A 26,187-nucleotide genomic window follows, 5' to 3' on the forward strand; every position below is an offset into this window, starting at 1 on the left:
GTATGTGAGCTGGTTGTCCCGTTCTCGCAATGCGCGAATTGGTCCTCGCGCGGCGGGGTCCATGCCTCGGGACGCACACAAGAACACGTTTCAATGGTGAACGGCCGGCATGCTGCCGTGGGCCCACCATGACGGGCGCCAGGCAGCAGTCCGCCGTCAGCGATCGAGAGGGGCTCGTCTACGTGCCTGCTGTGGATGTTGAAGAACTGACCTGGACCGATGTGGATCGCAAGGCGGTCGACACGATCCGCGTGCTCGCGGCGGACGCGGTCCAGAAGGTGGGCAACGGGCACCCGGGCACGGCGATGAGCCTGGCGCCGGCGGCGTACCTGCTGTTCCAGAAGCTCATGCGCCACGACCCGTCCGACGCCGAGTGGATCGGCCGCGACCGCTTCATCCTCTCCCCCGGGCACTCGTCGCTGACGCTGTACATCCAGCTGTTCCTGGCTGGCTACGGGCTCGAGGTCGAGGACCTTGCGGCGCTGCGCACGTGGGGCTCCCTCACGCCCGGCCACCCAGAGTACAAGCACACCAAGGGAGTGGAGATCACGACCGGCCCGCTGGGGCAGGGCCTGGCCTCCTCGGTCGGGTTCGCGTACTCGCAGCGCCGCGAGCGGGGCCTGTACGATCCCGAGGCCCCCGCGGGCGAGTCGCCTTTCGACCACACGGTGTGGGTCATCGCCTCCGACGGCGACCTCCAGGAAGGCGTGACTTCAGAGGCATCTTCGCTGGCCGGGCACCAGGAGCTCGGCAACCTCGTGGTGATCTACGACGAGAACCACATCTCCATCGAGGACGACACCGACATCGCGTTCACCGAGGATGTGCTCAAGCGCTACGAGGCCTACGGCTGGCACACCCAGCGCGTCGACTGGACCGCCTCGGGCGAGTACAAGGAAGACGTCCAGGAGCTCTACCGCGCGCTCGTGGCAGCGAAGGCCGAGACCGGCCGCCCGTCGATCATCTCGCTGCGCACCATCATCGGCTGGCCCTCCCCCACCAAGCAGAACACCGGCAAGATCCATGGCTCGGCGCTCGGCAACGACGAGATCGCGGCCCTGAAGAAGGTCCTCGGCTTCGACCCCGAGAAGTCCTTCGAGGTCGACCCCGAGGTCCTCGAGCACACCCGCGGCGCGCTCGAGCGCGGCCGTGAGGCCCGCGCCGCGTGGCAGCAGTCCTTCGACGCCTGGAAGACCGCCAACCCCGAGGCCGCCAAGCTCCACGAGCGCATCGAGGCCCGTCGCCTGCCCGAGGGCTGGGAGGAGTCCCTCCCCGAGTTCCCCGCCGGCAAGGACGTCTCCACGCGTGCCGCCTCCGGCAAGGTCCTCAACGCGATCGGCCCGGTCCTTCCGGAGCTGTGGGGCGGCTCGGCCGACCTCGCGGAGTCCAACAACACCACGATCGAGGGCTCGCCGTCGTTCATCCCGGCCTCCCGCTCGACCGATGCATGGAAGGGCAACCCCTACGGGCGGGTCCTGCACTTCGGCATCCGCGAGCACGCTGCGGCCTCGATCGTCAACGGCATCACCCTCGGCGGGAAGACCCGGGCGTTCTCCGGCACGTTCCTGATCTTCTCCGACTACCAGCGCCCGGCGATCCGCCTCTCGGCCCTCATGGGCATTCCGTCGACGTACGTGTGGACGCACGACTCGATCGGCCTCGGCGAGGACGGCCCGACCCACCAGCCGGTTGAGCAGCTCGCCTCCCTGCGCGCCATCCCGAACCTCGACGTCGTCCGCCCGGGTGACGCGAACGAGGTGGCATGGGCGTGGAAGACCATCCTCGAGCGGCACGAGAACCCGGCCGGCATCGTCCTGACCCGCCAGAACCTCCCCACGTGGGAGCGCGGGGAGGGCGCGTTCGGCGACGCTTCCGGCGTGGCCAAGGGTGCCTACGTGCTCGCTGAGGCCCAGCGCGACGGCTCTGACGTGACCCCGGACGTGATCCTCATCGGCACCGGCTCGGAGGTCCAGCTCGCCGTCGCCGCCCGCGAGGCCCTTGCCGCCGATGGCGTCGCCGCGCGCGTCGTCTCGATGCCCTGCGTGGAGTGGTTCAAGGCCCAGGACGAGGCGTACCGCGAGTCGGTGCTGCCCTCGGAGGTCAAGGCCCGAGTTTCCGTCGAGGCAGGTCTTGCACTCGGGTGGCGCGAATTCGTCGGAGACGCCGGCCGCTCCATCTCCCTCGAGCACTACGGTGCCTCGGCGGACTACAAGACGCTCTTCCGCGAGTTCGGCATCACCGCAGAGACCGTCGCCGAGGCCGCCAGGGACTCTATCGCGGCCGCTCAGCGTTAAAAGAACTACAGGGTGCGGCTACCCCAGCATTCCGGGCATTGACCATCCCCTCACAAGGAGGAACCAAAATGACTACCCCCACTCAGGCGCTCTCGGACGCCGGCGTATCGATCTGGCTCGATGACCTCTCCCGCCAGCGGCTCCAGGACGGCTCCCTCAAGGCCCTCATCGAGGAGAAGAACGTCGTGGGCGTGACCACGAATCCGACGATCTTCCAGGCTGCGATCACCAAGGGCCACGGCTACGACGACCAGCTCCGCGAGCTCGTCGAAGACGGCGCGGACGTGGAGCGCACGGTCTTCGAGCTCACCACGCGCGACGTGGCCGACGCGTGCGACCTCTTCGCCCCGGTCGCCGAGGCGACAAAGGGCGTCGACGGGCGCGTCTCGATCGAGGTCGACCCCCGACTCGCGTGGGACACCGCCGGCACGATCGCCGAAGCCAAGAAGCTGCGCGACAAGGTCAACAAGTCCAACGTCCACATCAAGATCCCCGCCACTCTCGAGGGCCTCGAGGCGATCGCGGAGACCCTCGGGAACGGGATCAGCGTCAACGTGACGCTGATCTTCTCCCTCGAGCGGTACCGCGGCGTGATCAACGCGTTCATGACCGGACTGGAGAAGGCCAAGGCCAACGGCCACGATCTCTCGAAGATCCACTCCGTCGCCTCGTTCTTCGTCTCCCGGGTGGACACGGAGGTTGACAAGCGCCTCGAGAAGATCGGCACCGAGGAGGCCAAGGCCCTCAAGAGCAAGGCGGGGCTGGCCAACGCGCGCCTTGCCTACCAGGTGTTCGAGGAGGAGTTCAGCTCCGAGCGCTGGAACCTGCTCGCCGACGCGGGGGCGCTGCCCCAGCGCCCGCTATGGGCCTCGACTGGCGTCAAGGACCCCTCGCTCCCCGACACCCTCTACGTGGCCGGGCTCGTCGCCCCCGGCGTGGTGAACACCATGCCGGAGAAGACCCTCGAGGCCACATTCGACCACGCCGAGATCACCGGCGACACCGTCCGCGGCACCTACGAGGAGTCCAACGCCCACCTCGACGCGCTCGAGAAGATCGGCGTCTCCTACAACGACGTCGTCGCCGTCCTCGAATCCGAGGGCCTGGACAAGTTCGTCGCCTCCTGGAACGAACTCCTCGCGGACGTCGAGCAGACCCTGTCCGAGACCGCCCACGGGGCTCGTGCATGAGCGCGCTGACCTTTGACGCCACGGGTGCCGCACGCGAGGCCGTCGAGGCCCGCGTTCCGGCACTCGTCGCAGACAACGTCGCAAGTCGGATCTTCGCGAAGGACCACACGCTATGGGGCAAGGATGCGGAGGAGGAGTCGGCCAAGCGCCTCGGCTGGGTCGAGGCTGCGACGGTATCCCAGGCGCTCGTCGCAGACATCGTGGCGCTGCGCGACGCGCTGCGATCCGAAGGCGTCGACAGGATCGTCCTCTGCGGAATGGGCGGCTCCTCGCTCGCTCCCGAGGTCATCACGGCAACGGCGGAAGTGCCGCTCGTGGTCCTCGACTCGACGGATCCCGAGCAGGTCTCCGCCGCGTTGACGGAGCGCATCGAGGCCACGGCTATCGTGGTGTCTTCCAAGTCGGGTTCCACGGTCGAGACGGACTCCCAGCGACGCGCCTTCGAGGCGGCCTTCGAAGCCGCCGGCGTCGACGCGAAGCAGCGGATCGTCGTCGTCACCGACCCCGGATCGCCGCTCGACGCGGCGAGCCGGGAAGCCGGCTACCGGGCCGTCTTCAACGCCGACCCCAACGTCGGCGGCCGCTACTCGGCGCTCACGGCCTTCGGTCTCGTGCCCTCGGGGCTCGCTGGGGTCGACATCCAGGCTCTGCTGGACGAGGCCGAGGAGGCCGTCGAACTGCTCCGCGATGACTCCGAGGAGAACATCGGGCTGCAGCTCGGCGCAGCCCTCGGGGGAACCACTCCCCTGCGCGACAAGATCGTGATCGTCGAGGATGGCTCCGGAATCAAGGGCTTCGCCGACTGGGCCGAGCAGCTGATTGCCGAATCGACTGGCAAGCTCGGCAAGGGCGTCCTGCCGGTCGTCGCATCTGTGGCCTCGCCGGAGGTCTCCGAGGGAGCCGACGACGTGCTCGTGGTGCGTCTGGTGTCGGCAGACGCCGAGCCGGTGCTCGGGACGAACGAGGCCGCGGTGGGCGGAACGCTCGCCACGCAGATGCTCGTCTGGGAGTTCGCGACCGCGGTTGCAGGCCGCCTGCTCGGGATCAACCCGTTCGACCAGCCCGACGTCGAGGCTGCCAAGCAGGCGGCGCGAGGGCTGCTCGATGCCCGCCCCGAGCCGACCGCGGCGACCTTCACGGAGGGCGCCATCGAGGTTCGCGGCGGCGAGTGGCTCGGCGGGGCGTCCACGGTCGAAGAGGCCGTCAAGGCGCTCCTGGCGCAGCTTGGCGGAAACGGCTACGTGAGCGTTCAGGCTTATCTCGACCGCCTCGCCTACCCGCAGCTGGAGGGCGTGCGGGACCAGCTGGCCAAGGCCACGGGGCGTCCGACGACGTTCGGCTGGGGTCCGCGCTTCCTCCACTCGACGGGCCAGTACCACAAGGGCGGCCCCGCGGTGGGCGTGTTCCTTCAGGTCACAGCGGCGGCCTCGACTGACGTCGAGATCCCCGGCCGTCCGTTCACTTTCGCGCAGCTCATCGAGGCGCAGGCGGCCGGAGATGCCCAAGTGCTCGCCGAGCACGGGCGTCCCGTCCTGCGGCTGCACCTCACCGACCGCGCCGCAGGTGTCCAGCAGCTGACCGACGTCGTGTCGGCCCTCGCGCGCTGAGGCTCCAAGCCGCCGGCCCGGCCCCTCCTGGCCGGGCCGGCGGCTTTTGCTCGTTTGTGCTTCCGCTCTCGTGGTGTGCGGACCGCATCAGATGGAATAGAAAGGCATCATGCCAGAGAACGACTACGGCGCGACCGGGTCGAAGCGCCGCAACCCGCTGCGCGACCCGCGTGACCGGCGCCTGAACCGCATCGCGGGCCCCTCGTCGCTCGTCCTCTTCGGAGTCACGGGCGACCTCGCACGCAAGAAGCTCATGCCCGCGGTGTACGACCTCGCCAACCGCGGCCTCCTCCCGCCGAGCTTCGCGCTCGTGGGCTTCGCCCGCCGCGAGTGGGAGAACGAGGACTTCGCGGAAGAGGTCAAGGCGTCCGTCAAGCAGTACGCCCGTACGCCGTTCGACGAGGCCGTGTGGGCCCAGCTGAACGAGGGCGTGCGGTTCGTCCAGGGCTCCTTCGACGACGACGAGGCCTTCGAACGCCTCAAGACGACGCTCGCCGAGCTCGACGAGAAGCGCGGAACGCGCGGCAACCACGCGTTCTACCTCTCGATCCCGCCGAAGGCGTTCGAGCAGGTCTGCCGGCAGCTCTCCGAGCACGGGCTGGCCCAGCCCCAGCCGGGCAAGTGGCGCCGCGTCGTCATCGAGAAGCCCTTCGGCCACAACCTCGAGTCTGCCCGCCAGCTCAACAACATCGTCGAGTCGGTGTTCCCGCCGGACGCGGTCTTCCGCATCGACCACTATCTGGGCAAGGAGACCGTCCAGAACATCCTGGCGCTCCGCTTCGCGAATCAGCTGTTCGAGCCCATCTGGAACGCGAATTACGTGGACCACGTCCAGATCACGATGGCCGAGGACATCGGCACCGGCGGGCGGGCGGGCTACTACGACGGCGTCGGCGCCGCGCGCGACGTCATCCAGAACCACCTCCTGCAGCTCCTCGCCCTCACCGCCATGGAGGAGCCGATCTCCTTCGACGCCGAGGACCTCCGGGCCGAGAAGGAGAAGGTCCTCGCCGCGGTGCGCCTCCCGAAGGACCTCTCGCTGCACTCGGCCCGCGGCCAGTTCGCAGGCGGATGGCAGGGCGGCGAGCTCGTCAAGGGCTATCTCGAGGAGGAGGGCATCCCGGCCGACTCCACGACGGAGACCTACGCCGCCATCCGCGTCGACATCCACACCCGCCGCTGGGCCAGCGTCCCGTTCTATCTGCGGGCCGGCAAGCGCCTCGGCCGCAGGGTGACGGAAATCGCCGTCGTCTTCAAGAAGGCGCCGAACCTGCTCTTCGGAGACCAGGGCACAGCCGAGTTCGGCCAGAACGCGGTCGTCATCCGCGTCCAGCCGGACGAGGGTGCCACGATCCGCTTCGGTTCGAAGGTCCCGGGCACGCAGATGGAGGTGCGCGACGTGAGCATGGACTTCGGGTACGGCCACTCGTTCACCGAGTCCTCCCCCGAAGCCTACGAGCGCCTCATCCTGGACGTCCTGCTCGGCGAGCCGCCGCTGTTCCCCCGGCACGAGGAGGTCGAGCTCTCCTGGAAGATCCTCGATCCCTTCGAGGAGTACTGGGCAGCCACCGGCGACAAGCCCGAACCCTATGCACCTGGCAGCTGGGGCCCGGCGTCGGCTGACGCTCTGATGGCCCGCGACGGACGCTCTTGGAGGCGGCCTTGATCATCGACCTTCCCCACACGACCACCTCGAAGGTCTCCAAAGAGCTCATGAATCTCCGCCACGAAGGCGGGGTTGTGGCGCTCGGCAGGGTCCTGACCCTCGTGGTCATCACCAAGCACGGCTACGAAGAAGAGGCCATCGAGGCGGCCAATCAGGCAAGCCGGGAGCACCCCTGCCGCATCATCGTGCTCGTCGACTCCGGCCGTGACTCGGCCGACCGGATCGACGGGCAGATCCGCGTGGGCGGTGACGCCGGAGCCTCCGAGGTCGTGGTCCTGCGCGGCTACGGCCGCCTCGCCGAGGAGAGCGAATCGCTCGTCGCGGCGCTCCTGCTTCCCGACGCGCCGATCGTGGCCTGGTGGCCTCACGGCGCCCCGACGAACGCGTCCGCGACGTCCGTAGGCTGCATCGCCCACCGTCGCATCACGGACTCGGGGAACGAGCCAGACCCGACCGAGGCGCTGTACCGCATCCGCGAAACGTACCGAGCGGGCGACACTGACCTCGCATGGACGCGCGTAACGAACTGGCGTATCCAGCTCGCTGCGGCGCTCGACCAGGCGGACGACTCCACCGTCACGGCGGTCACCGTCGAGGGAGCCTCCGATTCGCCGAGCACAGCGCTGCTGGCGGCCTGGCTCACCCTCGAGCTCGACGTCCCGGTCACGATCGTGGCGGACCCGGCGGGCACCGGCATCCGACGGGTCCGGCTCAGCCGCCCCTCGGGCGACATCCAGCTGTACCGCCCCGGCCTCACGGTCGCCGAGCTCACCCAGCCGGGCCAGCCCGCCCAGCGGATCGCGCTCCCGCGACGCACGCTTCAGGACTGCCTCGCCGAAGAGCTCCGGCGGCTGGACCCTGACCAGGTGTTCGGCGAGGTCCTCGCAGAAGGCCTCCCGCGGACCAACCTCAGGAGCGTGACGCCCAGTGAGCGCTGATCCGCGCGTCAGTATCCATCCCGACTCGTCCGTGCTTCTGGCTGCCATCGCGGCCCGCCTCATCACGAAGCTCGTCGACACTCAGGACCGCTACGGAGACGCGACGATCGTCCTGACCGGCGGCACCATGGGCATCGGGACGCTTCGGGCAGTCGCAGAGTCCCCGGCCTGCCGGGCCGTGGACTGGTCGAAGGTCAACGTCTGGTGGGGCGACGAGCGCTTCGTCGAGGCCGACTCCCCCGACCGCAACGTGCTCCAGGCGAAGGAAGCGCTCCTCGAGAAGCTCCCGTTGGATCCGGCGCGGGTCCACATCCCGGGTGACGCCGGGAGCTTCGCAACTCCGGACGACGCCGCCGCGGACTACGAGCGCCAGCTCGCCGAGGCTGCGGCCCGCGAGCACGAGGCTGACTTCTCGGACAGTCGCCCCGACGAGCCCGGCCGCCTTCCGCGCTTCGATGTGCTTCTCCTAGGTGTGGGTCCTGACGCCCACGTTGCGTCGCTGTTCCCCGAGATGGCGGGAATCCGCGAGACAGAGCGGATGGTCGTCGGCGTGACGAACTCGCCCAAGCCGCCGCCGTCGCGCATCTCTCTGACGCTCCCCGCCATCAAGTCGGCGGGCGAGGTCTGGATGCTCGTTGCCGGCGAGGACAAGGCGGGCGCGGTCGGCCTCGCCCTCGCTGGGGCCGGTACCGTCCAGGTTCCCGCTGCAGGCGCTCGGGGCAGGAACCGCACGCTCTGGCTCATCGACGCCGCCGCCGCCGCGCAGGTACCGGAGAATCTCCTCCGGAAGGAACCGGCCTCCGCCTAGAAAGGTTGCGCCGTCACGTCCGCAGGGTGTGCACCCGGCGGACGTGACGGCGTAAGCAGGGCAACACGAAGAAGGGGCGGGAACAGCACGTGCTGTTCCCGCCCCTTCTTCTACCTTCTACGCGTTTCTACGCGGCCTTTTCTCAGGACCCGCCAGTCCCCGAGAAGCGCATGATGAGTCCCAGCGCAATGATGACAACGCCCCAGGTGAGCCCGAGGATGATCGTGAAGCGGTTCAGGTTGCGCTCCGCGACGCCCGACGAGGCGAGGCCAGAGGACATCCCGCCGCCGAACATGTCCGAGAGGCCTCCGCCCCGGCCCTTGTGCATCAGGATGAGAAGGGTCAGCAGGAGGCTCGTGATGCCGAGCAGGATCTGCAGGATGATCTGGAGTACTTGCACGTGGTGCCTCTCTGCTACGCGCCTGCGTGGCTTTCGAACCTGACAATGCTAGCAAACTCGGCTGGATCCAAGCTCGCACCGCCCACGAGCACGCCGTCCACGTCGGTCTGCCCGAGGATCGCGGCTGCGTTCCCGGACTTCACTGAGCCGCCATACAGGAGCCGTGCGGAGTTCGCTGCCTCGGCGCCGAAGCTCGCAGCCAACTCGCTACGGATCGCTGCACACATCTCTTGGGCGTCCTCCGGACCCGCGACCTCGCCGGTGCCGATCGCCCACACGGGCTCGTACGCAACAACGAGAGTGGAGATCTGCTCGGCGGTGAGACCCTCCACGTCCGCGCGCAGCTGGCCAAGGGTGTGCTCCACGTGCTGGCCCGCCTGGCGGACCTCGAGACCCTCCCCCACGCACAGCACCGGGACGAGGCCATGGCGATACGCCGCCTTCGTCTTCGCGTTGAGCTCCTCGTCGGTCTCGCCGTGAATCGTGCGGCGTTCGCTGTGGCCTACGAGCACGTAGCTGCAGCCGAGCTTCGCGAGGAAGGCCCCACTGATGTCACCGGTATAGGCTCCAGAATCGAACTGCGAGAGGTCCTGACCGCCGTACACGATCTTGAGGTCGTCGCCCTGGACGAGGGTCTGGACGCCGCGAAGGTCGGTGAACGGCGGGAACACAGCAACCTCGACGCGTCCGAAGTCGTGGCGCGCATCCTCGAGGGTCCAGGCGAGCTTCTGGAGGAGGGTGATGGCTTGGACGTGGTCCATGTTCATCTTCCAGTTGCCGGCGATGAGCGGAGTGCGGTCGAACGGTCCGTTCGAGGAAGTGGTCACGTTGTCTCCTGTGGTGGTGCTGGAAGCGTGGCGAGCGCCGGGCACGCCAGCCCCTGCAGAAGGGACGGCGAACCCGGCGCGGAGAGGGGATCAGGCGCCGAGGGCGGTCAGGCCCGGCAGCTCCTTGCCCTCGAGGTATTCGAGGCTCGCGCCGCCGCCAGTCGAGATGTGCCCGAACTGGGAATCCGCGAAACCAAGGGTCCGGACGGCCGCAGCCGAGTCACCGCCGCCGACGACCGTGAGGGCGCCCGCCGTGGTCGCATCGGCCAGGGCTTGGGCGACGGCCTTGGTTCCCGCGGCGAACGCCGGGAACTCGAAGACGCCCATCGGCCCATTCCAGAACACGGTCTTGGCTGCAGCGATCTCCTTGGCGAACGCGGCTGCAGTCTCGGGACCGATGTCGAGGCCGATGCCGGCCTCGGCGAAGGCTGTTCCCTCGATGGCGTCGGCGGATGCCACTTCGTGGTCCGCGTCTGCCGCGAACTTCGAGGCGACCACCACGTCGGTGGGAAGCACGAATTCGGTGCCGGCCGCCGTCGCACGCTCGAGGTAATCCTGGACCGTGCCGATCTGATCCGCCTCGAGGAGGCTCGAACCCACCTCATGGCCCTGGGCCGCGAGGAAAGTGAACAGCATCCCGCCGCCCACAAGCAGGCGGTCGGCCTTGCCGATGAGGTTGTCGATTACCGCCAGCTTGTCGGAGACCTTCGAGCCGCCGAGGACGACGACGTAGGGCCGCTCAGCGCCCTCCGTGAGGCGCCGAAGCACCTCGACCTCGGCCCTGACGAGTTCGCCGAGATAGGACGGCAGGAGCGAGGCGATGTCGTAGACGCTTGCGTGCTTGCGGTGCACCGCGCCGAACGCGTCATCGACATAGGCCCCGTTCTGTCCCGTGAGGTCCGCGAGCTCGCGGGCGAACTCCTGGCGCTCGGCGTCCACCTTGCTCGTCTCGCGCGCGTCGAAACGCACGTTCTCGAGCACGAGGACTTCGCCATCGCCAAGGGCGGCGGCCAGCTCCTGGGCGCTGGGACCGACCACGTCGTTCGCAAGCCGCACCGGGAAACCGGCCAGCTCAGCGAGTCGGTCGACAGCGGGGCGCAGCGAGTACTTCTCGTCCGGGATCCCCTTGGGGCGGCCAAGGTGGGCCATCACGATCACGCGGGCGCCGGCCTCGGCCAGCTTGGCGATCACGGGCAGGGACGCGCGGACGCGGCCGTCGTCGGTCACGGTGGACCCGTCGAGCGGCACGTTGAGGTCCGAACGGACCAGAACGTGCCGCCCACGGACACCTTCGGCGAGCAGCTCGTCGAGAGTGTGTGCAGTCATGGACTCAGGCTATCCGAGTTCCCCGTACGTTACGGCCGTTCTCAGAGCTTGGACGCAACGAGCTCGGTGAGGTCCACGAGACGGTTGGAGTAGCCCCACTCGTTGTCGTACCAGGAGACGACCTTCACCTGATTGCCGATGACCTTGGTCAGGCCAGCGTCGAAGATCGACGACGCCGGGTCGGTGACGATGTCCGAGGAGACGATCGGGTCCTCGGTGTAGGAGAGGTAGCCCGCGAGCGGGCCGGACTCCGAGGCTGCCTTCACTGCCGCGTTGACCTCGTCCTTCGTGACCTCGCGGGAGACGGTCACCGTGAGGTCGGTGGCCGAACCCGTGGGAACGGGGACGCGGATCGCGTAGCCGTCGAGCTTGCCCTTCAGCTCGGGAAGCACGAGGCCGATCGCCTTGGCGGCACCCGTCGACGTCGGCACCATGTTGATGGCGGCGGCGCGAGCACGGCGCAGGTCGCGGTGCGGGCCGTCCTGGAGGTTCTGATCCGCCGTGTAGGCGTGGACCGTCGTCATGAGGCCGCGCTCGATGCCGAAGGCGTCGTTGATGGCCTTCGCAAGCGGGCCGAGGCAGTTCGTGGTGCACGAGGCGTTGGAGATGATGCTGTGGTTTGCGGGGTCGTACGTCTCGTCGTTGACGCCCATGACGATCGTGACATCCTCGTCCGTGGCCGGAGCGGAGATGATGACCTTCTTCGCACCCGCTGAAAGGTGCTTCTTCGCGTCCGCGGCCTTCGTGAAGAAGCCGGTGGACTCGATGACGATGTCGACGCCCAGATCACCCCAAGGGAGGTTCGCCGGGTCGCGCTCCGCGAGGACCTTGATCTCATTACCGCCGACGACGATGTTGCCGTCGCGCGCCTCGACCTTCTCCGTGAGTCGGCCGGTGATCGAGTCGTACTTGAGCAGGTGCGCCAGAGTCTCGGGGCTCGTGAGGTCATTGACGGCCACGATCTCGAGATCGGCTCCCTGGGCGAGCGCCGCGCGGAAGAAGTTACGGCCGATCCGGCCGAAGCCGTTGATGCCGATGCGGGTAGTCACTCTGGTTGCTCTCCTTGATGCTCAGCCGAGCACCCCACCTAGGTGACTGCTCGGACTGTCTGAACGGTCTCGCACATCATTGGGCAGAGATTTGCACAAGGAAAGGCCTGCAGCCCGAGTCTCCATTGTCATGGCTGAAAGGCTGGTGGCCTTTCCGCACCCCATCCTACGGAAAAAGGGCCCGTCCGTGAACAGACGGGCCCTTGACCGGTGAAATCCGCGCAATGTGACGGAAATCTCAGAATCTCACATGCGTCAGGCGGGGAGGACGAGCCCCTGAGCGCCGGAACGCGCCGCGGCGAATCGCTTCGCGACGTCCTGCCAGTTGACGATGTTCCAGAATGCCTTGACGTAGTCGGCCTTGACGTTCACGTAGTCGAGGTAGAACGCGTGCTCCCACATGTCCAGCATGAGCAGCGGAACCGTCGCGACGGGGATGTTGCCCTGCTGATCGTAGAGCTGCTCGATCACGACGTTGCCGCCGAGGGGCTCGTAGGCGAGGATCGCCCAGCCGGAGCCCTGCAGGCTCGTCGCGGCTGCGCTGAAGTGGGCCACGAACTTGTCGAACGAGCCGAAGGCGTCATCGATCGCCGAGGCAAGCTCGCCCTCGGGCTTGTCGCCCCCCTCCGGGGACAGGTTGTTCCAGAAGATCGAGTGGTTCGTGTGGCCGCCGAGGTGGAACGCCAGATCCTTGCTCAGGCGCGTCACGTCGGCGAAGTTGCCGGCCTCGCGGGCCTCGGCGAGCTTCTCGAGCGCCGTGTTCGCGCCCGCCACGTACGTCGCGTGGTGCTTGTCGTGGTGGAGTTCCATGATCCGTGCCGAGATGTGCGGCTCGAGGGCCGCGTAATCGTACGGGAGCTCAGGCAGTACGTAGGTCACAACATCCTCCATCGGTCGGTTTCCCGCCGCACGGTACATCGCACGGCGAGCTGGTGACGGCTCCATCCTATGCAGATGGGCGAAGCTGCTCAGCCGTCGAGCATCTCGGGCGTAACGTTCGCCTCGGTGCCGGGAATCCCCGTCTCCGCAGCTTTCTTGTCCGCCATGGCGAGCAGTCGGCGGATGCGGCCGGCGATCGCGTCCTTCGTCAGGGGCGGATCCGCGAGCCGGCCCAATTCGTCGAGGCTTGCCTGCTTGTGTGCCACACGGAGCTCGCCAGCGTAGCGAAGGTGCTCGGGGACGTCGTCCCCCAGGATCTCAAGCGCCCGCTCAACCCTCGCGCCTGCCGCGACGGCCGCCTGGGCGGACCGACGCAAGTTCGCGTCGTCGAAATTCGCAAGGCGGTTCGCGGTGGCGCGCACCTCCTTGCGCATGCGCCGCTCTTCCCACGCCATGAGGGCGTCGTGAGCGCCCATTCGCGTCAGGAGGGCAGCGATGGTGTCGCCATCCCGGACGACGACGCGGTCCACCCCGCGCACCTCCCGCGCCTTGGCCGCGATGCCGAGGCGGCGCGCGGCGCCCACGAGCGCGAGGGCGGCTTCGGGGCCGGGGCACGTGACCTCCAGCGAGGAGGATCGGCCCGGCTCGGTGAGCGAGCCGTGGGCGAGGAAGGCCCCTCTCCAGACAGCTTCGGCGTCGGCGGCGGAGCCATTGACGACGGCGGAGGGCAGGCCTCGGACAGGCCGCCCCCGGTTGTCCAGCAGGCCCGTCTGGCGGGCGAGGGCCTCGCCTTCCCGCACGACGCGCACCACATAGCGGCTGCCACGGCGGAGCCCGCCGCCGGAGACGACGATAATCTCCGCCGAATGACCGTACACCTCGGCGATGGCCGTCTTGAGCCGCCGCGCAGTCGAGGCCAAATCGACTTCCGCCTCGATCACAATGCGCCCCGAGATGATGTGAAGCCCGCCGGCGAAACGCAGCATGGCGGACACCTCGGCCTTGCGCTCGGACGACTTCTTGACCGCAAGATGCGAGAGCTCTTCCTTGACGCTCTGGGTCAGAGCCATCCTTCTGCCATCCCCTCCGGCCCCGACGCCTGCGCCATTGACCACTGCTGCTTCTGTCTTCAACGCTGCCCGCGTCATTTCCTGTTGCCCGAGAACACCTCGTGGTAGGCCGCCGCGAGCCGGAGCGGATCGTGCACCGCGCGGTGGCCGGAAGCTCCCACTCTACCGAAGTGAACCTCGGCGCCGAGTTCGGCGGCCGCTCGTTCGAATTCAGCCGTGTCCCCCACCGTTCCGATCTCGGCGATGACTGCGTCGACCGTGAACTCGGGGGCAGCCCGCTGCAGGACCCGCAGGTGATCCGCCGCGGACATTCCCGTGGTCTCCATCGTCTCCATGGTGAGGTTCATCGCGAGGCACCGGCGGGCCGGCGTGTCCGAGAGGGCCTGCCGCATCTCGGGAAGCAGCAGATGCGGGAGGACGGAGGTGTACCACGAGCCGGGGCCCAGGACGACCCAGTCCGCGAACTCGATGGCGCTCAGCGCCTCCGGGCATGCGGGGGCGTCTTCGGGGAGGAGGCGGACATCCTCAAGGCGCCCGGCAATGGCACACGCAGCCTGGCCCCGGATGAGCTCCCCCGGCCCACCGTCCCTCGCCGCGGCGGTTCCCTCGATCATGAGGGGCACCTGCGACATGGGAAGGACCTGCCCCCGGGCGCCCAGAAGCGCCCCCGCCCAGCGGAGGCCGTCCACGACATCGCCCAGCAGCTCGCACAGCGTCATGATGAGCAGGTTGCCCATCGCGTGGTTCTCAAGGCCGCTCGTCCCAGCCGGTGACCGGAAGCGGTGCTGCATGACGTCGCGCCAAGTCCGCCCCCAATCGGTGTCGTCGCAGAGGGCAGCAAGCGCCATGCGGAGATCACCCGGGGGGATGACGCCGAAGTCCCGGCGAAGGCGCCCGGAGGAACCGCCGTCGTCGGCAACCGTGACGACGGCGGTGAGGTCCGCGGTCAGGAGGCGCAGTGCCGAGAGCGAAGCCGAGAGCCCGTGGCCCCCGCCGAGCGCGACCACGGACGGGCCCTTCGGCACACCGCCGGACGTCCCCGCGCCGGGTGGGATGAGTGGCAGCTGACCCGTGAACATGGCCATCACTCCCGCCCGAGATCACGGTGAGCCGTGGTGACCGTGACCCGCGGCTGCTGCGAGAGCCGCTTGGCAAGCTCCTCGACGATCGCCACCGACCGATGCTTTCCGCCGGTGCAGCCGACGGCGATCGTCGCGTAGTGCTTGTTCTCCTTGCGGTAGCCCGCGAGCACAGGCTCGAGCGCGTGGACGTAGCGGGTCACAAACTCCTCGGCGCCATTCGCCACGAGCACGTAGTCGCGCACGTCGGGGTCCAGACCCGTGTGCGGGCGAAGCTGCGGGATCCAGTGGGGGTTGGGGAGGAACCGGACATCTGCCACATAGTTGGCGTCTGCCGGGAGACCGTACTTGAATCCGAAGCTCATGACGTTGATGCGCAGCGTCACCGGCCCCTTCTCGGAGAAGAGTTCGGTGATCGCCGTCGCCAGACCATGCACGTTGTAGTCGGACGTATCAAGCACGAGCGTCGACTGCTCCCGGAGCTCGGCGAGGATCTGGCGCTCGGCCGTGATGCCGTCGAGGATCCGTCCCCCGCCTTGGAGCGGGTGCGGGCGCCGGCCTTGCTCGAAGCGGCGGATCAGCACGTCGTCTGTCGCGTCGAGGAACAGCACCCGGTATTCGACACCTCGCGAATCGAGGGCATGGAGGGCCTCGCGGATGTCGGCGAAGAGGGCCTTGCTCCGTACATCCATGACGACGGCGAGCTTGGGGATGCGATCCGACGCGTGCGCTACGAGCTCGGACAGCGTTCCGAGGAGCTGCGGCGGAAGATTCTCGACGACGTACCAGCCGTGATCCTCGAGGGCATTCGCCGCGGTGCTTCGCCCCGCACCCGACATCCCGGTGACGATGAGGAGTTCCGCGGCCTGTGGTTTGACGGGGGTCAGCTCAGTGGGCTCATGCGGGTCCGCCGCGCTGGTCTGGGTCATGGGGCCAGCCTAGCTAAGACTCCATGGCTCATCACTAAGCGCTGTGCGATTCTCGCGGGTTTCCCATGACTTCTACTGTCGGGAACGAACGCTGCGGGACGAATCCTTGACTGAAAGAGAACAGCGATGAGCAAGAACAAGCCCGCGAAACTCTCGCCGAAGCGCTTCCCCCCGAGCGGGGGCGAGGACTCTGGTGTCCTGGACTTCGACCTTTCGGGTCCGACCGTCGGGCGTCCCGGCAATCCCCCACCCGACGGTCCTCCCCGGTGAGGGTCTTTCGACCTCTACGGGCGCCGCCACAATGGCCCGTACGTTTCTCGCTGAGCCCCCCCAACTTTAAGCACGCAATCGCGACTTTAAGCACGCAATCGCGGCTCATCGCAAGGGTGACGCGTCGCACCACACGTAGATGGTCGCCTGTGGACGAGAGGTTGCAGTACCTGTCACGGAAGCGGCACAGCCAGCATCACTTTTTTCGATGGGGATTAGCGACGAGGGGCATGGGTATTTCGCTGGCACTGCGGGGGTGCGGCACCCAAAGTGAGGTACTGGCAGCGTCGCAGCGTGCAACCGATGAATGAACGCAACTAGGAGGAAACTGATGAAGCTGGCTACAAAGTCAATGGCGGGAGCGGCTCTTGCGGGGTCTCTGCTCCTTTCAGGCGGACTCATGGCTCCGGCCAACGCGGCAAACCAGAACCAAAGCGGTCTCGTTAACGTGGCCGTGGGCGACGTAAGCATCCTGAACAACGCCAACGTCGGAGTTGCTGCTCAGGTCGCGGCAAACGTCTGCGGCGTCGCCGTTGGACCTGTCGCTGTGCTCGCTCAGCAGACCGCTCGAACCGGCGACGTCAACACCGTCTGCTCCACCCCCACAGGAGCAGTAACCCTCACCCAGGCCCAGTAGCGGCAGTTCCTTCCAACCACAGGCTGTCGGTCCCCAGTGGGGACTGGCAGCCTTCTCACGCTTATGGAACCCCACCCACCGAAGCGACTCGTCTGACGCGCAGGCTGGTCGCGTGGCAGAGGACGATCCCCACTCTCCTGGAAGCCCCGCAAGCCCGTATCCAGGCTGACCCCCGAGGAACGTCGGGCACTCACGCGGCGCATCGTCATGACCATCCGACTCCGGCTCCGCCTCGCCGCCGAGGGCAGGCGGCCAGCGCCGTGCCGAAACGACGACGAAGACCGGGACTGAAGGGAAAAGACCAAAGCGGCTCGCCTGACGCATGACGGCCCTTGCACGCTGAGGACAGTGCAGCCTCGCGCGTGTAGCCCCTTATGGGTGACCCAGCTCAAACATATTCCGTAAAGGCTATTGGGCTTTCCGGACGACATCTCCCCACGCCAGAGACGCCTTCGATATTGAGAACACACCGATTTGGCGGAGTTGCTTATTCACTCGCCTCGGCGTACGCACACGCACCGCCTGGGTTGCGGTTCGTTTCTGCTACGTCCTGCGCGGGCAATCCTTGGGTGGCGCCCGTTCTGGGCTCTCGGTGGTTGTGACGACGGGGTCGGCGGACACTGGCGTCCCGGCCTCTTTGCCGGGGGTCCGGGCGGGCGTCTCTCGGATGTGTGACGCGCCCGCCCAGTCCTCAGTCGAGGGCCCACGTAGGGCACCGACCACACCTTACAATCCCGGTTTCCGTTGCAGCGCTCGAGGGTAGTCGCCCGGTAGCGGCGTACGTTTTGGAACTGGAGTTCGGGCGCACGCCGCCTCCGTATAGGTTTGCCCCGCCTTGTTCGCGGGCACTCTCCGGTTGGCGTCCGTCCGGGCCTGGTGGCCACCGCTGCTGCGGGGAGGGTCCGGGCGGCGTCTCACTACTTGCGTTGGGGTCCTCTGGGGCGGGTATCCCCCCACCAGCTGTGAAGACGGGGAGAGGGACCCATGGCCATATCACGGGACGGGCAAATCAAGGTCGCCGACGGCAAGGTCTTCGAGTACAACGGAGGTCGATGGGTGGGCATCGGACAGGCCGTCTGGACGCCTTCGGGGGACTTCATCTTCATCCCGTCCGACCCGTCACTGCTCGGCGGCGTCCAGCCCGTCGGGGACAGCGACAGGACGTTGGCCGACTCCATCAGCATGTGGCTCGTTCTCAAGGGCAGCTGAGGCGGTGTGCGCCCCGCAACGCGAGGTCGTGGCGCGGGCATGTGAACGGATCAATTGCTTGTTTTGTGGTGTGAGCGCTACGGGTATTGGCCTGGGAGTGCGCGGTAGCTCGCTGGGGTGTGGAGGGCTGCCGCGCACGCTTTGATGGCGTCCCCCGGCGTTTTATCCGGTCTGGCAACGGCCATGGCCGGGGGCGTCATTCTCACGTGACCGCCTTTTTAGCCATGGGCGCGGGGTCCATCCAGTCGGGACGGCTACTTCGAGTTGCGCGACATACCTCGCTGTGTTGATGGGTGGTGTGTCTTCGCATGACTGCCGACGGCTGACATGATGGCGTTCCGCGCCATTGCTCAGTTGTGGCAAGTCATGCCAGTCATTTCATCTCTCCAGGATTTCGCCGGTTGCGTAGTTGACCGCTGGTGCCGTCTCATCCAGCCCCGCGGCATGGAACTCGCCATAGATCGACGCGGCCAGCGTTGGCCCCACACCTGCGACCTCCGCGATCTCCTCCGGGGTTGCCGCCCGCAGCCGCTTCACCGAGCCGAAGTGCGACAGGATCGCCTTCTTGCGGGCAGGGCCAAGACCCGGCACGTCGTCGAGCACGGAAACCGTCATCGCCTTGCCGCGCCGCTGCCGATGGAACGTGATCGCGAACCGGTGGGCTTCGTCGCGAATGCGCTGGAGAAGATAGAGGCCCTGAGAAGCGCGCGGGAGCACGACGGGGAAGTCGCCTTCCGGCAGCCAGACCTCCTCAAGCCTCTTCGCGAGCCCCACCACTTGGACCTCGTCCGACGAGATGCCCAGTTCGGCGAGTGCCTTGACCGCCGCCGTGACCTGGGGCTGGCCGCCGTCGACCACGACGAGGTTCGGCGGGTAGGCGAACTTGCTGTGCTGGTCACGCTCCGCGACCGGGAGTTCCTTCTCCGCGAGGTAGTTCCGGAACCTCCTAGTGAGGACGTCGTGCATGGCGGCCGTGTCGTCCCGCGCTGCCTCGCCAGTGACCGTGAACTTGCGGTATTCGGACTTCTTCGCGATCCCGTCCTCCACTACGACCATCGAACCCACCACATTGGTGCCCTGGACGTGGGAGATGTCGAAGCTCTCGATGCGCAGCGGCGGCTCCGGCAGCTCGAGCGCCTCCTGGAGCTCCTGCAGGGCCAGGGATCGGGTCGTGATGTCGCCCGCCCTGCGCACCTTGTGAAGCTTGAGCGCCTGGACGGCGTTCTCATGCACGGTCTTGGCGAGGGCCGCCTTGTCGCCCCTCTGGGGGACGCGAAGGCTCACCTTCGCCCCGCGCAGGTTCGAAAGCCACGCGGTGAGCTGCTCGGCGTCGTCCGGCATGACGGGGATGAGGACCTCGCGGGGGATCCGGGCATCGGTCTCCGCCTGCGCACCATAGACCTGCTGCAGGAGGTGCTCGACGAACGCCGGGCCGCTCGCCTCCTCCACCTTCTCGACGACCCAGCCCCGCTGGCCGCGGATCCTCCCGCCGCGGACGTGGAACACCTGGACTGCGGCCTCGAGTTCGTCCTCCTCGATCGCGAAGACGTCGGCGTCCGTGTCCTCGGACAGGACGACCGCGTTGCGCTCGAAGACCTTCTTCATGGCGATGATGTCGTCCCGGAGTGACGCTGCGGCCTCGAAATCGAGCTCCTCGACGGCTGCAGCCATGCGCTTCTCGAGCTGGGAGATGAAGCGCTTGGCCTCACCGCCCATGAAGGCGCAGAAGTCCTCGGCCAGAGCCCGGTGCTCCTCGGGAGTCACGCGCCCAACGCACGGGGCGGAGCATTTGTCGATGTACCCGAGCAGGCAGGGACGTCCGCTCTGCTCAGCCCGCTTGAAGACGCCCGCGCTGCAGCTGCGCACCGGGAACACCTTGAGGAGGGTGTCCATCGTCTCCCTGATGGCGCCTGCCGTGTACGGTCCGAAGTACCGGGTCCCCTTGCGGCGGTCGCCCCGCATGACCTGAACCCGGGGGAACTTCTCCCCCATGGTCACCGCCAGATACGGGTATGTCTTGTCGTCGCGGAAGGCGAGGTTGTACCGCGGGGAGAACTCCTTGATCCACGTGTACTCGAGTTGGAGGGCCTCGAGTTCGCTGCCCACCACTGTCCATTCGACGCTCGCCGCCGCGTGGACCATCGCATACGTCTTGGGCAGCAGCGTGAGCGGGTTGGCGAAGTACGAGGTGAGCCGCTGGCGGAGGTTCTTCGCCTTGCCCACGTAGATGACTCGGCCATGGGGGTCCCGGAAGCGGTAAACGCCTGGGTCGTTCGGGATCTCGCCGGTTTTCGGCCGGTAGCTCGCTGGATCTGCCACTGCTCCAGTTTAGTTAAGGCTGTGCAGGTGGCTTGTTGTAGCCCGAGGCCCTTTGCTGCCCGCTCAGGGCGGCAATCGCATCCATGATCCGGTCGGTCGCTTCGCGCCTTACCGGCAGCGAATGGTCGGGACCGAGCCGGTCGAAGTGGAGGGGCTCCCCGACCCGCATGCTGAAGTGCTGCGGCCGAACCGAGTTCCTGCCCGCGGGCTGGAGCTGTTCGGTGCCTTCGAGCCCCACGGGAATCACGGGCGCGCCTGTCGTGAGCGTGAGCCACCCCACCCCGGTCCTTCCCCTGTAGAGCAGTCCGTCGCGGGACCGGGTGCCTTCCGGGTAGATGCCCACGCCTCCCCCGGCCTCGAGCACGTCGAGAAGGGACTTGAGGGCCGCGACGCTCGCCGCCTGCTCGCCGCGCTCCACGGGAATCGACCCGACCCCCTCGAAGAAGGCCTTCATGAGCCGCCCCTTCAGCCCCTTGCCGGTGAAGTACTCCGCCTTGGCGAAGAAGCCGACCCGGCGCGGCATGAGGGCTTGGATGATGACCGAATCGAGGAACGAGAGATGGTTCGAGGCCACAATGAACGGTCCGTCGACGGGAACGTTCTCGAGCCCGGTGAGGGTCGGCCGGCAGAGCCCGAAGATGGCGGCGCGGATGCTGGTGCGGCTCGCCTGGTACATCAGCGGCACGTGGATGCCTCCGTGGCCTCAATCGTGTCTGCGCGGCCGGCGGGCGGGAACAGGCGCTCGACGGCGTCGCCCGCCTCCTCTGCGTCCGCGACGAGCGCTGCGAGTTCTTGGGCCTCGAGTTCCCCGGGCTCCGCGAAACCCCAGGCGACGCCGATGCAGGCGATGTGGTTTGCAGCCGCGCCGGCAGCATCATTCCGGCGGTCTCCGATAAGGACAGCCCGAGTGCGGTCGGCGTGGTTCACTTCGAGGGCCGCCGCGACGATGCTTGCCTTGCCGTCGGGGAGGGGCGGCAGCGTCTCGTCGTCCGGGGCGCCATGAATGCTGTGGAACCGTGTGTCAAGGCCGTGCATCCCGAGCAGCTTCTTCGCGAGGCCCTCGGGCTTCTGCGTGGCCACCGAAAGGTGATAGCCGGCCCCCCTCAGCCTGTCGAGGAGTTCCGGAATGCCGGGGTAAGGGCGGCTCTGGCCCATCCCTTCCGAAATGTAGCGCTCGCGGTAGGTGGTGACGACGGCGGGAATCACCGTGTCCGGCAGCCCGGCAATCGTGCGGAGCGATTCAACGAGCGGCGGGCCTACCATCGCGTTGAGCGCTTCGCTGTCCGGCACGGGCAGACCGTGGGTCGCGAGCGAGTGGGCAATCCCGCCGGTGATGCTCCCCGCCGGGTCAACGAGCGTTCCGTCCAGATCGAAGATCACCAGTGCGGGGCTGTCAGTCACCGGGCCAGTCTCGCATACGCGCAGGCGAGCCTAAAACTCGCATGCCGAATCAGGCATATGAGGAGTGGGTGCAGGGAGAGGCCGCCGGAAACGGCGGCCTCTCTCATCCTCGGCCGAGGACCTCGGCGAGGAACGTGCCCGTGTGGCTCGCCTCGATCTTCGCGACGTCCTCTGGCGTCCCCGTTGCGATGACCTCGCCGCCGCCGGAACCCCCGTCGGGCCCGAGGTCGATGATCCAGTCCGCGCTCTTGATCACATCGAGGTTGTGCTCGATCGTGATCACCGTGTTGCCCTTCTCGACGAGCCCCTGGAGGACGAGGAGGAGCTTGCGGATGTCCTCGAAGTGAAGACCCGTAGTCGGCTCGTCGAGCACGTAGACGCTGCGGCCGTTGGAGCGCCGCTGCAGCTCGGAGGCGAGCTTGACCCGCTGGGCCTCGCCGCCGGAGAGCGTCGTGGCCGGCTGGCCGAGGCGCACGTACCCCAGACCGACGTCGACCAGGGTGTTGAGGTGCCGCGCGATCGGGGCGAAGGCCGAGAAGAACTCGGCAGCCTCGTCGATCGGCATGTCCAGCACATCGGCGATGGTCTTGCCCTTGTAGTGGACCTCAAGGGTCTCCCGGTTGTACCGGGCGCCGTGGCAAACCTCGCACGGCACGTAGACGTCCGGGAGGAAGTTCATCTCGATCTTGAGGGTGCCGTCTCCCGAGCATGCCTCGCAGCGTCCGCCCTTCACGTTGAACGAGAAACGGCCCGGCTGGTAGCCCCGCACCTTGGCCTCCGTCGTCTCTGCGAAGAGCCTGCGGATATGGTCGAAGACGCCGGTGTATGTCGCCGGATTCGAACGGGGGGTGCGCCCGATGGGGCTCTGGTCAACGTGGATGACCTTGTCGAGATGCTCGAGGCCCTCGATCCGCGTGTGGCGCCCCGCGACCTGCTTTGCCCCATTGAGCCGGTTGGCAAGGACCTTGTACAGGATCTCGTTGACGAGGGTCGACTTGCCCGAACCGCTCACACCGGTCACGGCCGTGAGCACTCCCAGCGGGAACGTCACGTCGACGTTCTTGAGGTTGTGCTCCTTCGCTCCGACGACCTTGAGCTGGCGCTTGCGATCGATGGGACGCCGCTTGGTGGGCACCTCGATCTTCCGGCGGCCCGAGAGGTACTCGCCGGTGAGCGAGGCCCGGTTCTCGAGAAGCTCCGTCAAGGGTCCCGAATGGACCACCTTCCCGCCGTGCTCACCCGCACCCGGGCCGATGTCGACGATCCAGTCGGCCTCGTGGATCGTGTCCTCGTCGTGCTCCACGACGATGAGCGTGTTCCCGAGATCGCGGAGCCGCGTCAGCGTCTCGATGAGCCGTCGGTTGTCGCGCTGGTGCAGCCCGATGCTCGGCTCGTCGAGGACGTACAGCACGCCGACAAGCCCCGAACCGATCTGAGTTGCGAGCCGGATGCGCTGGGCCTCGCCGCCGGAGAGGGTTCCCGCCGCGCGCTCGAGGTTGAGGTACTCGAGACCCACGTCGAGGAGGAACGCGAGGCGCGCGTCGATCTCCTTGAGGACCTGATGCGCGATCTGGCGCTCCCGATCGGTCAGATCGAGAGTCGCGAGGAACTCGCTCGCTTCGCGGAGCGGCAGAGCGCTGACGGCGGCGATCGACTTTCCGCCGACGAGGACTGAGAGCGAGGCTGGGTTGAGGCGGGCCCCTCCGCACTCCGGGCACGGGATTTCGCGCATGTACTCGGCGTACTTGTCCCGCGCATAGTCCGACTCGGTCTCGGCGTGCTTGCGCTGGATGTAGGACACAGCGCCTTCGAAGCCCGTGCTGTATTTCCGCTCGCGCCCGAACCGGTTCCTGTACTGGACCACCACCTTGTGGTCCTTGCCGTACAGCACGGCATCGCGCGCGTACTGCGGAAGGCTGTGCCAAGGGGTGCTCATCGAGAAGCCGAGTTCGTCCGAGAGCCCCTCGAGCAGGCGCGTCCAGTACTCCTGCGTGGCCTGGCCCAGCGACCACGGGGCGATGGCGCCCTCCGAGAGGCTCAGCTGGGGGTCCGGGACCACCAGCTCCTCGTCGACCTCGAGCTTCGTCCCGATGCCGGTGCAGGCAGGGCACGCACCGAAGGGGTTGTTGAACGAGAAGGACCGCGGCTCGATCTCGTCGATCGCGAGCGGGTGCTCGTTGGGGCACGCGAGATGTTCGGAGAAGGCACGGATCCGCGCGTCGTCGTCCGGCGCGACGTCGACGAAGTCGGCGAGGACGCGGCCCTCGGCGAGCCCGAGGGCCGTCTCCACCGAGTCGGCGAGCCGCTGGCGGATCCCCTCCTTCACCACAAGGCGATCGACGACGACCTCGATCGTGTGCTTGAACTGCTTCCCGAGCTTGGGGGCTTCAGCGAGCTGGATGAGCTCGCCGTCGACGCGGGCGCGGGCATAGCCCTTCGCCGCAAGCTCCTTGAAGAGGTCCACGAATTCGCCCTTGCGCCCCCGCACCACCGGCGCGAGGATCTGGAAGCGCGTGCCATCCGGGAGGTCGAGCAGCTGGTCGACGATCTGCTGGGGCGTCTGCCGCGTCACAGGCTCGTGGCAGATCGGGCAGTGCGGACGGCCGACGCGCGCCCAGAGGAGCCGCATGTAGTCGTAGATCTCGGTGATGGTGCCAACGGTTGACCGAGGGTTCTTGCTGGTGGACTTCTGGTCGATGGAGACGGCGGGCGAGAGGCCCTCGATGAAATCGACGTCCGGCTTGTCCACCTGACCGAGGAACTGCCGGGCATAGGCCGAGAGCGATTCGACGTAGCGGCGCTGGCCCTCGGCGAAGATCGTGTCGAACGCGAGCGACGACTTTCCGGACCCGGAGAGGCCGGTGAAGACGATCATCGCGTCCCGCGGCAGGTCGAGGTCGACGTTCTGGAGATTGTGCTCCCTGGCCCCCTTGACCACCAGCCTCGAAAGGTCGGCGCGGAGCGACGTCACGGGGTCGTGCACGGCCGAGGGAAGGCGTTCCGCCAAGTCCTCCGAGGTTTCCATCTCAGCCGACATGCCGAGATCCGTGGGGGTGGGGGGAGTTTGCACGGGACTATGCTAGTCGAAGACTTCTTCGAATTTCCAACTGAGGCACGGGCTCCCAGCTCTGCTGAACATGGCCGTGAGCACTGGGCCGCCGACGAGGCTCAAGCACGGGCCTCAGAGTCGAGAGTAGGCGCGCTCCAGGAGCCGCACCGCCTCGTCGAAGCCGCATCCCCGCGAACTCGCCGCGAGCGCGAAAGCTGCCGCCGCCGTCGTCAGCTCCTCCTCCCGGGCGTCCCGCGGCGCGACGACTGTCCCTGCACGCCCGCGGGTGACCACGACGTTTGCCTCCTCGAGCTCCCGGTACGCGCGGGCCACGGTATGGGGAGCCAGCCCCAGGTCGGCGGCGAGTGCGCGGACTGGGGGCAGTCTGCGCCCGGCCGGAAGGGATCCCTCCGCGACGAGATCCGCGATCCGTCGCCGCAGCTGCTCGAAGAGGGGCGCCGTGAGCCCCTGATCCGGGCGCCAGGCACCCGGGAAATCCGCTTCCTCCATGGGCACCAGAGTACGAGTCCCACCGCAGGTCCACACCATGCGCACGACCTAGACTGGCGGCATGACGAGCCTCCTCTATGACCTTGAGCACGTCACGGTGCGCATGGTGTCGGTGAGCGACATGGACAACAACGTGTACCTCATCACCGCCAAGGACTCCGGCCAGCAGGTCCTCATCGACGCTGCCGATGACCTTCCAGCGATCCGTTCGCTGCTTGCCGAGGGAGCCTCAGACGCCGGGCATCCGGCGAAGCTGAACCTCGTCGCAACCACCCATCAGCACTGGGACCATGTGCGAGCCCTCGAGGGGCTCATCGCGGAGACCGGTGCGCGGACGGCGGCAGGCCGTCAGGACGTCTCCGGCATCCCCGTCCCGGTCGACGTGGTCCTTGACCACGGCGACGTCGGCCACTTCGACGGCTTCGATCTGGCCGCGGTGCACCTCCGAGGACACACCCCCGGCTCGATCGCGTACGTCCTCGAGGACGACGGCGCGCCGCACCTCATCTTCTCCGGGGATTCCCTCTTCCCGGGAGGCGTAGGCAACACCCAGAAGGATCCCGACCGATTCGAGCTCCTGTTCGCCGACGTCACCGAGCGGCTCTTCGAGGTGTACCCGGATGACGCCGTCGTGCTTCCAGGACATGGCCGGTCCACCACCCTCGGCGCCGAGCGCCCGCACCTCGAGGAGTGGAAGGCCCGCGGCTGGTGACCAGGCGGATGGTGGGGT

23 protein-coding genes are annotated in these 26,187 nt (G+C 67.6%); 10 read left to right on the top strand and 13 right to left on the bottom strand.

What is annotated here, in order from left to right; genetic code table 11:
* Positions 1-128: 128 nt before the first annotated feature.
* The 6 genes from tkt to pgl all read left to right on the top strand — a co-directional run bounded on the left by tkt (position 129) and on the right by pgl (position 8,503).
* Complete coding sequence (tkt, locus tag E5679_RS03630) at positions 129-2,294, top strand: transketolase (RefSeq protein WP_171042234.1); 2,166 nt, start codon at positions 129-131, stop codon at positions 2,292-2,294.
* A gap of 68 nt (positions 2,295-2,362) precedes the next feature.
* Complete coding sequence (tal, locus tag E5679_RS03635; protein ID WP_138413721.1) at positions 2,363-3,484, top strand: transaldolase; 1,122 nt, start codon at positions 2,363-2,365, stop codon at positions 3,482-3,484.
* Complete coding sequence (locus E5679_RS03640) at positions 3,481-5,091, top strand: glucose-6-phosphate isomerase (RefSeq protein WP_138413722.1); 1,611 nt, start codon at positions 3,481-3,483, stop codon at positions 5,089-5,091. Before tal ends, E5679_RS03640 begins: the two co-directional genes overlap by 4 nt.
* Positions 5,092-5,200: 109 nt before the next feature.
* Positions 5,201-6,757 (top strand): glucose-6-phosphate dehydrogenase, encoded by a 1,557-nt coding sequence (gene zwf / locus E5679_RS03645; protein WP_138413723.1) that lies wholly within the window; start codon positions 5,201-5,203, stop codon positions 6,755-6,757.
* Positions 6,754-7,695 carry a glucose-6-phosphate dehydrogenase assembly protein OpcA gene (locus tag E5679_RS03650; RefSeq protein ID WP_138413724.1) on the top strand — a complete coding sequence of 314 codons (942 nt, stop codon included), beginning with the start codon at positions 6,754-6,756 and terminating at the stop codon, positions 7,693-7,695. Before zwf ends, E5679_RS03650 begins: the two co-directional genes overlap by 4 nt.
* Positions 7,685-8,503, top strand: a complete 819-nt coding sequence (pgl, locus tag E5679_RS03655) for a 6-phosphogluconolactonase (protein WP_138413725.1) — start codon at positions 7,685-7,687, stop codon at positions 8,501-8,503. Before E5679_RS03650 ends, pgl begins: the two co-directional genes overlap by 11 nt.
* A 142-nt stretch (positions 8,504-8,645) precedes the next feature.
* On the opposite strand, the gene secG is transcribed toward pgl, so the two are convergent.
* From secG to rapZ, 8 genes are all read right to left on the bottom strand, one after another.
* The gene (gene secG, locus E5679_RS03660) at positions 8,646-8,903 is read right to left on the bottom strand and encodes a preprotein translocase subunit SecG (RefSeq protein WP_138413726.1); all 258 of its coding nucleotides are present in this window, start codon (positions 8,901-8,903) and stop codon (positions 8,646-8,648) included.
* 14 nt (positions 8,904-8,917) lie between these two features.
* Entirely contained in the window at positions 8,918-9,730 is an 813-nt protein-coding gene (gene tpiA / locus E5679_RS03665) for a triose-phosphate isomerase (protein WP_138413727.1), read from the bottom strand.
* Between the two features lie 90 nt (positions 9,731-9,820).
* The gene (locus tag E5679_RS03670) at positions 9,821-11,056 is read right to left on the bottom strand and encodes a phosphoglycerate kinase (protein WP_138413728.1); all 1,236 of its coding nucleotides are present in this window, start codon (positions 11,054-11,056) and stop codon (positions 9,821-9,823) included.
* Between the two features lie 41 nt (positions 11,057-11,097).
* Complete coding sequence (gene gap, locus E5679_RS03675) at positions 11,098-12,105, bottom strand: type I glyceraldehyde-3-phosphate dehydrogenase (RefSeq protein ID WP_138413729.1); 1,008 nt, start codon at positions 12,103-12,105, stop codon at positions 11,098-11,100.
* Between the two features lie 255 nt (positions 12,106-12,360).
* Positions 12,361-12,996: a superoxide dismutase gene (locus E5679_RS03680; protein ID WP_138413730.1), complete on the bottom strand. Its 636-nt coding sequence runs from the start codon at positions 12,994-12,996 to the stop codon at positions 12,361-12,363.
* Between the two features lie 77 nt (positions 12,997-13,073).
* Positions 13,074-14,054: a DNA-binding protein WhiA gene (gene whiA, locus E5679_RS03685; RefSeq protein WP_138413731.1), complete on the bottom strand. Its 981-nt coding sequence runs from the start codon at positions 14,052-14,054 to the stop codon at positions 13,074-13,076.
* A 74-nt stretch (positions 14,055-14,128) separates the two neighbouring features.
* On the bottom strand, positions 14,129-15,139 hold the full coding sequence (locus E5679_RS03690) for a gluconeogenesis factor YvcK family protein (protein WP_138413732.1): 1,011 nt from the start codon (positions 15,137-15,139) through the stop codon (positions 14,129-14,131).
* Positions 15,139-16,062 (bottom strand): RNase adapter RapZ, encoded by a 924-nt coding sequence (gene rapZ, locus E5679_RS03695; RefSeq protein ID WP_138413733.1) that lies wholly within the window; start codon positions 16,060-16,062, stop codon positions 15,139-15,141. Before rapZ ends, E5679_RS03690 begins: the two co-directional genes overlap by 1 nt.
* Positions 16,063-16,188: 126 nt before the next feature.
* Between rapZ and E5679_RS20755 the strand changes: the two genes are divergently transcribed.
* From E5679_RS20755 to E5679_RS03705, 3 genes are all read left to right on the top strand, one after another.
* The gene (locus E5679_RS20755; RefSeq protein ID WP_171042235.1) at positions 16,189-16,332 is read left to right on the top strand and encodes a hypothetical protein; all 144 of its coding nucleotides are present in this window, start codon (positions 16,189-16,191) and stop codon (positions 16,330-16,332) included.
* A gap of 331 nt (positions 16,333-16,663) precedes the next feature.
* Complete coding sequence (locus E5679_RS03700; RefSeq protein WP_138413734.1) at positions 16,664-16,969, top strand: hypothetical protein; 306 nt, start codon at positions 16,664-16,666, stop codon at positions 16,967-16,969.
* A gap of 984 nt (positions 16,970-17,953) precedes the next feature.
* A complete protein-coding gene (locus E5679_RS03705) occupies positions 17,954-18,178 on the top strand; it encodes a hypothetical protein (RefSeq protein WP_138413735.1) in 225 nt (74 codons plus the stop codon).
* Between the two features lie 378 nt (positions 18,179-18,556).
* Here the strand turns inward: E5679_RS03705 and uvrC are convergent, their stop codons facing one another.
* The 5 genes from uvrC to E5679_RS03730 all read right to left on the bottom strand — a co-directional run bounded on the left by uvrC (position 18,557) and on the right by E5679_RS03730 (position 25,457).
* Complete coding sequence (gene uvrC, locus E5679_RS03710) at positions 18,557-20,497, bottom strand: excinuclease ABC subunit UvrC (RefSeq protein WP_138413736.1); 1,941 nt, start codon at positions 20,495-20,497, stop codon at positions 18,557-18,559.
* Positions 20,498-20,510: 13 nt separating this feature from the next.
* Complete coding sequence (locus E5679_RS03715; RefSeq protein ID WP_138413936.1) at positions 20,511-21,173, bottom strand: lysophospholipid acyltransferase family protein; 663 nt, start codon at positions 21,171-21,173, stop codon at positions 20,511-20,513.
* Entirely contained in the window at positions 21,173-21,898 is a 726-nt protein-coding gene (locus E5679_RS03720; protein WP_249335933.1) for an HAD hydrolase-like protein, read from the bottom strand. Before E5679_RS03720 ends, E5679_RS03715 begins: the two co-directional genes overlap by 1 nt.
* Before the next feature lie 103 nt (positions 21,899-22,001).
* Entirely contained in the window at positions 22,002-24,923 is a 2,922-nt protein-coding gene (gene uvrA, locus E5679_RS03725) for an excinuclease ABC subunit UvrA (protein WP_138413938.1), read from the bottom strand.
* Between the two features lie 156 nt (positions 24,924-25,079).
* Positions 25,080-25,457, bottom strand: a complete 378-nt coding sequence (locus tag E5679_RS03730) for a GntR family transcriptional regulator (protein ID WP_138413737.1) — start codon at positions 25,455-25,457, stop codon at positions 25,080-25,082.
* Positions 25,458-25,518: 61 nt separating this feature from the next.
* Between E5679_RS03730 and E5679_RS03735 the strand changes: the two genes are divergently transcribed.
* Positions 25,519-26,169: an MBL fold metallo-hydrolase gene (locus E5679_RS03735; protein ID WP_138413738.1), complete on the top strand. Its 651-nt coding sequence runs from the start codon at positions 25,519-25,521 to the stop codon at positions 26,167-26,169.
* Positions 26,170-26,187: the final 18 nt, after the last annotated feature.

The organism is Sinomonas gamaensis (assembly GCF_005876955.1).
Lineage (GTDB): Bacteria > Actinomycetota > Actinomycetes > Actinomycetales > Micrococcaceae > Sinomonas > Sinomonas gamaensis.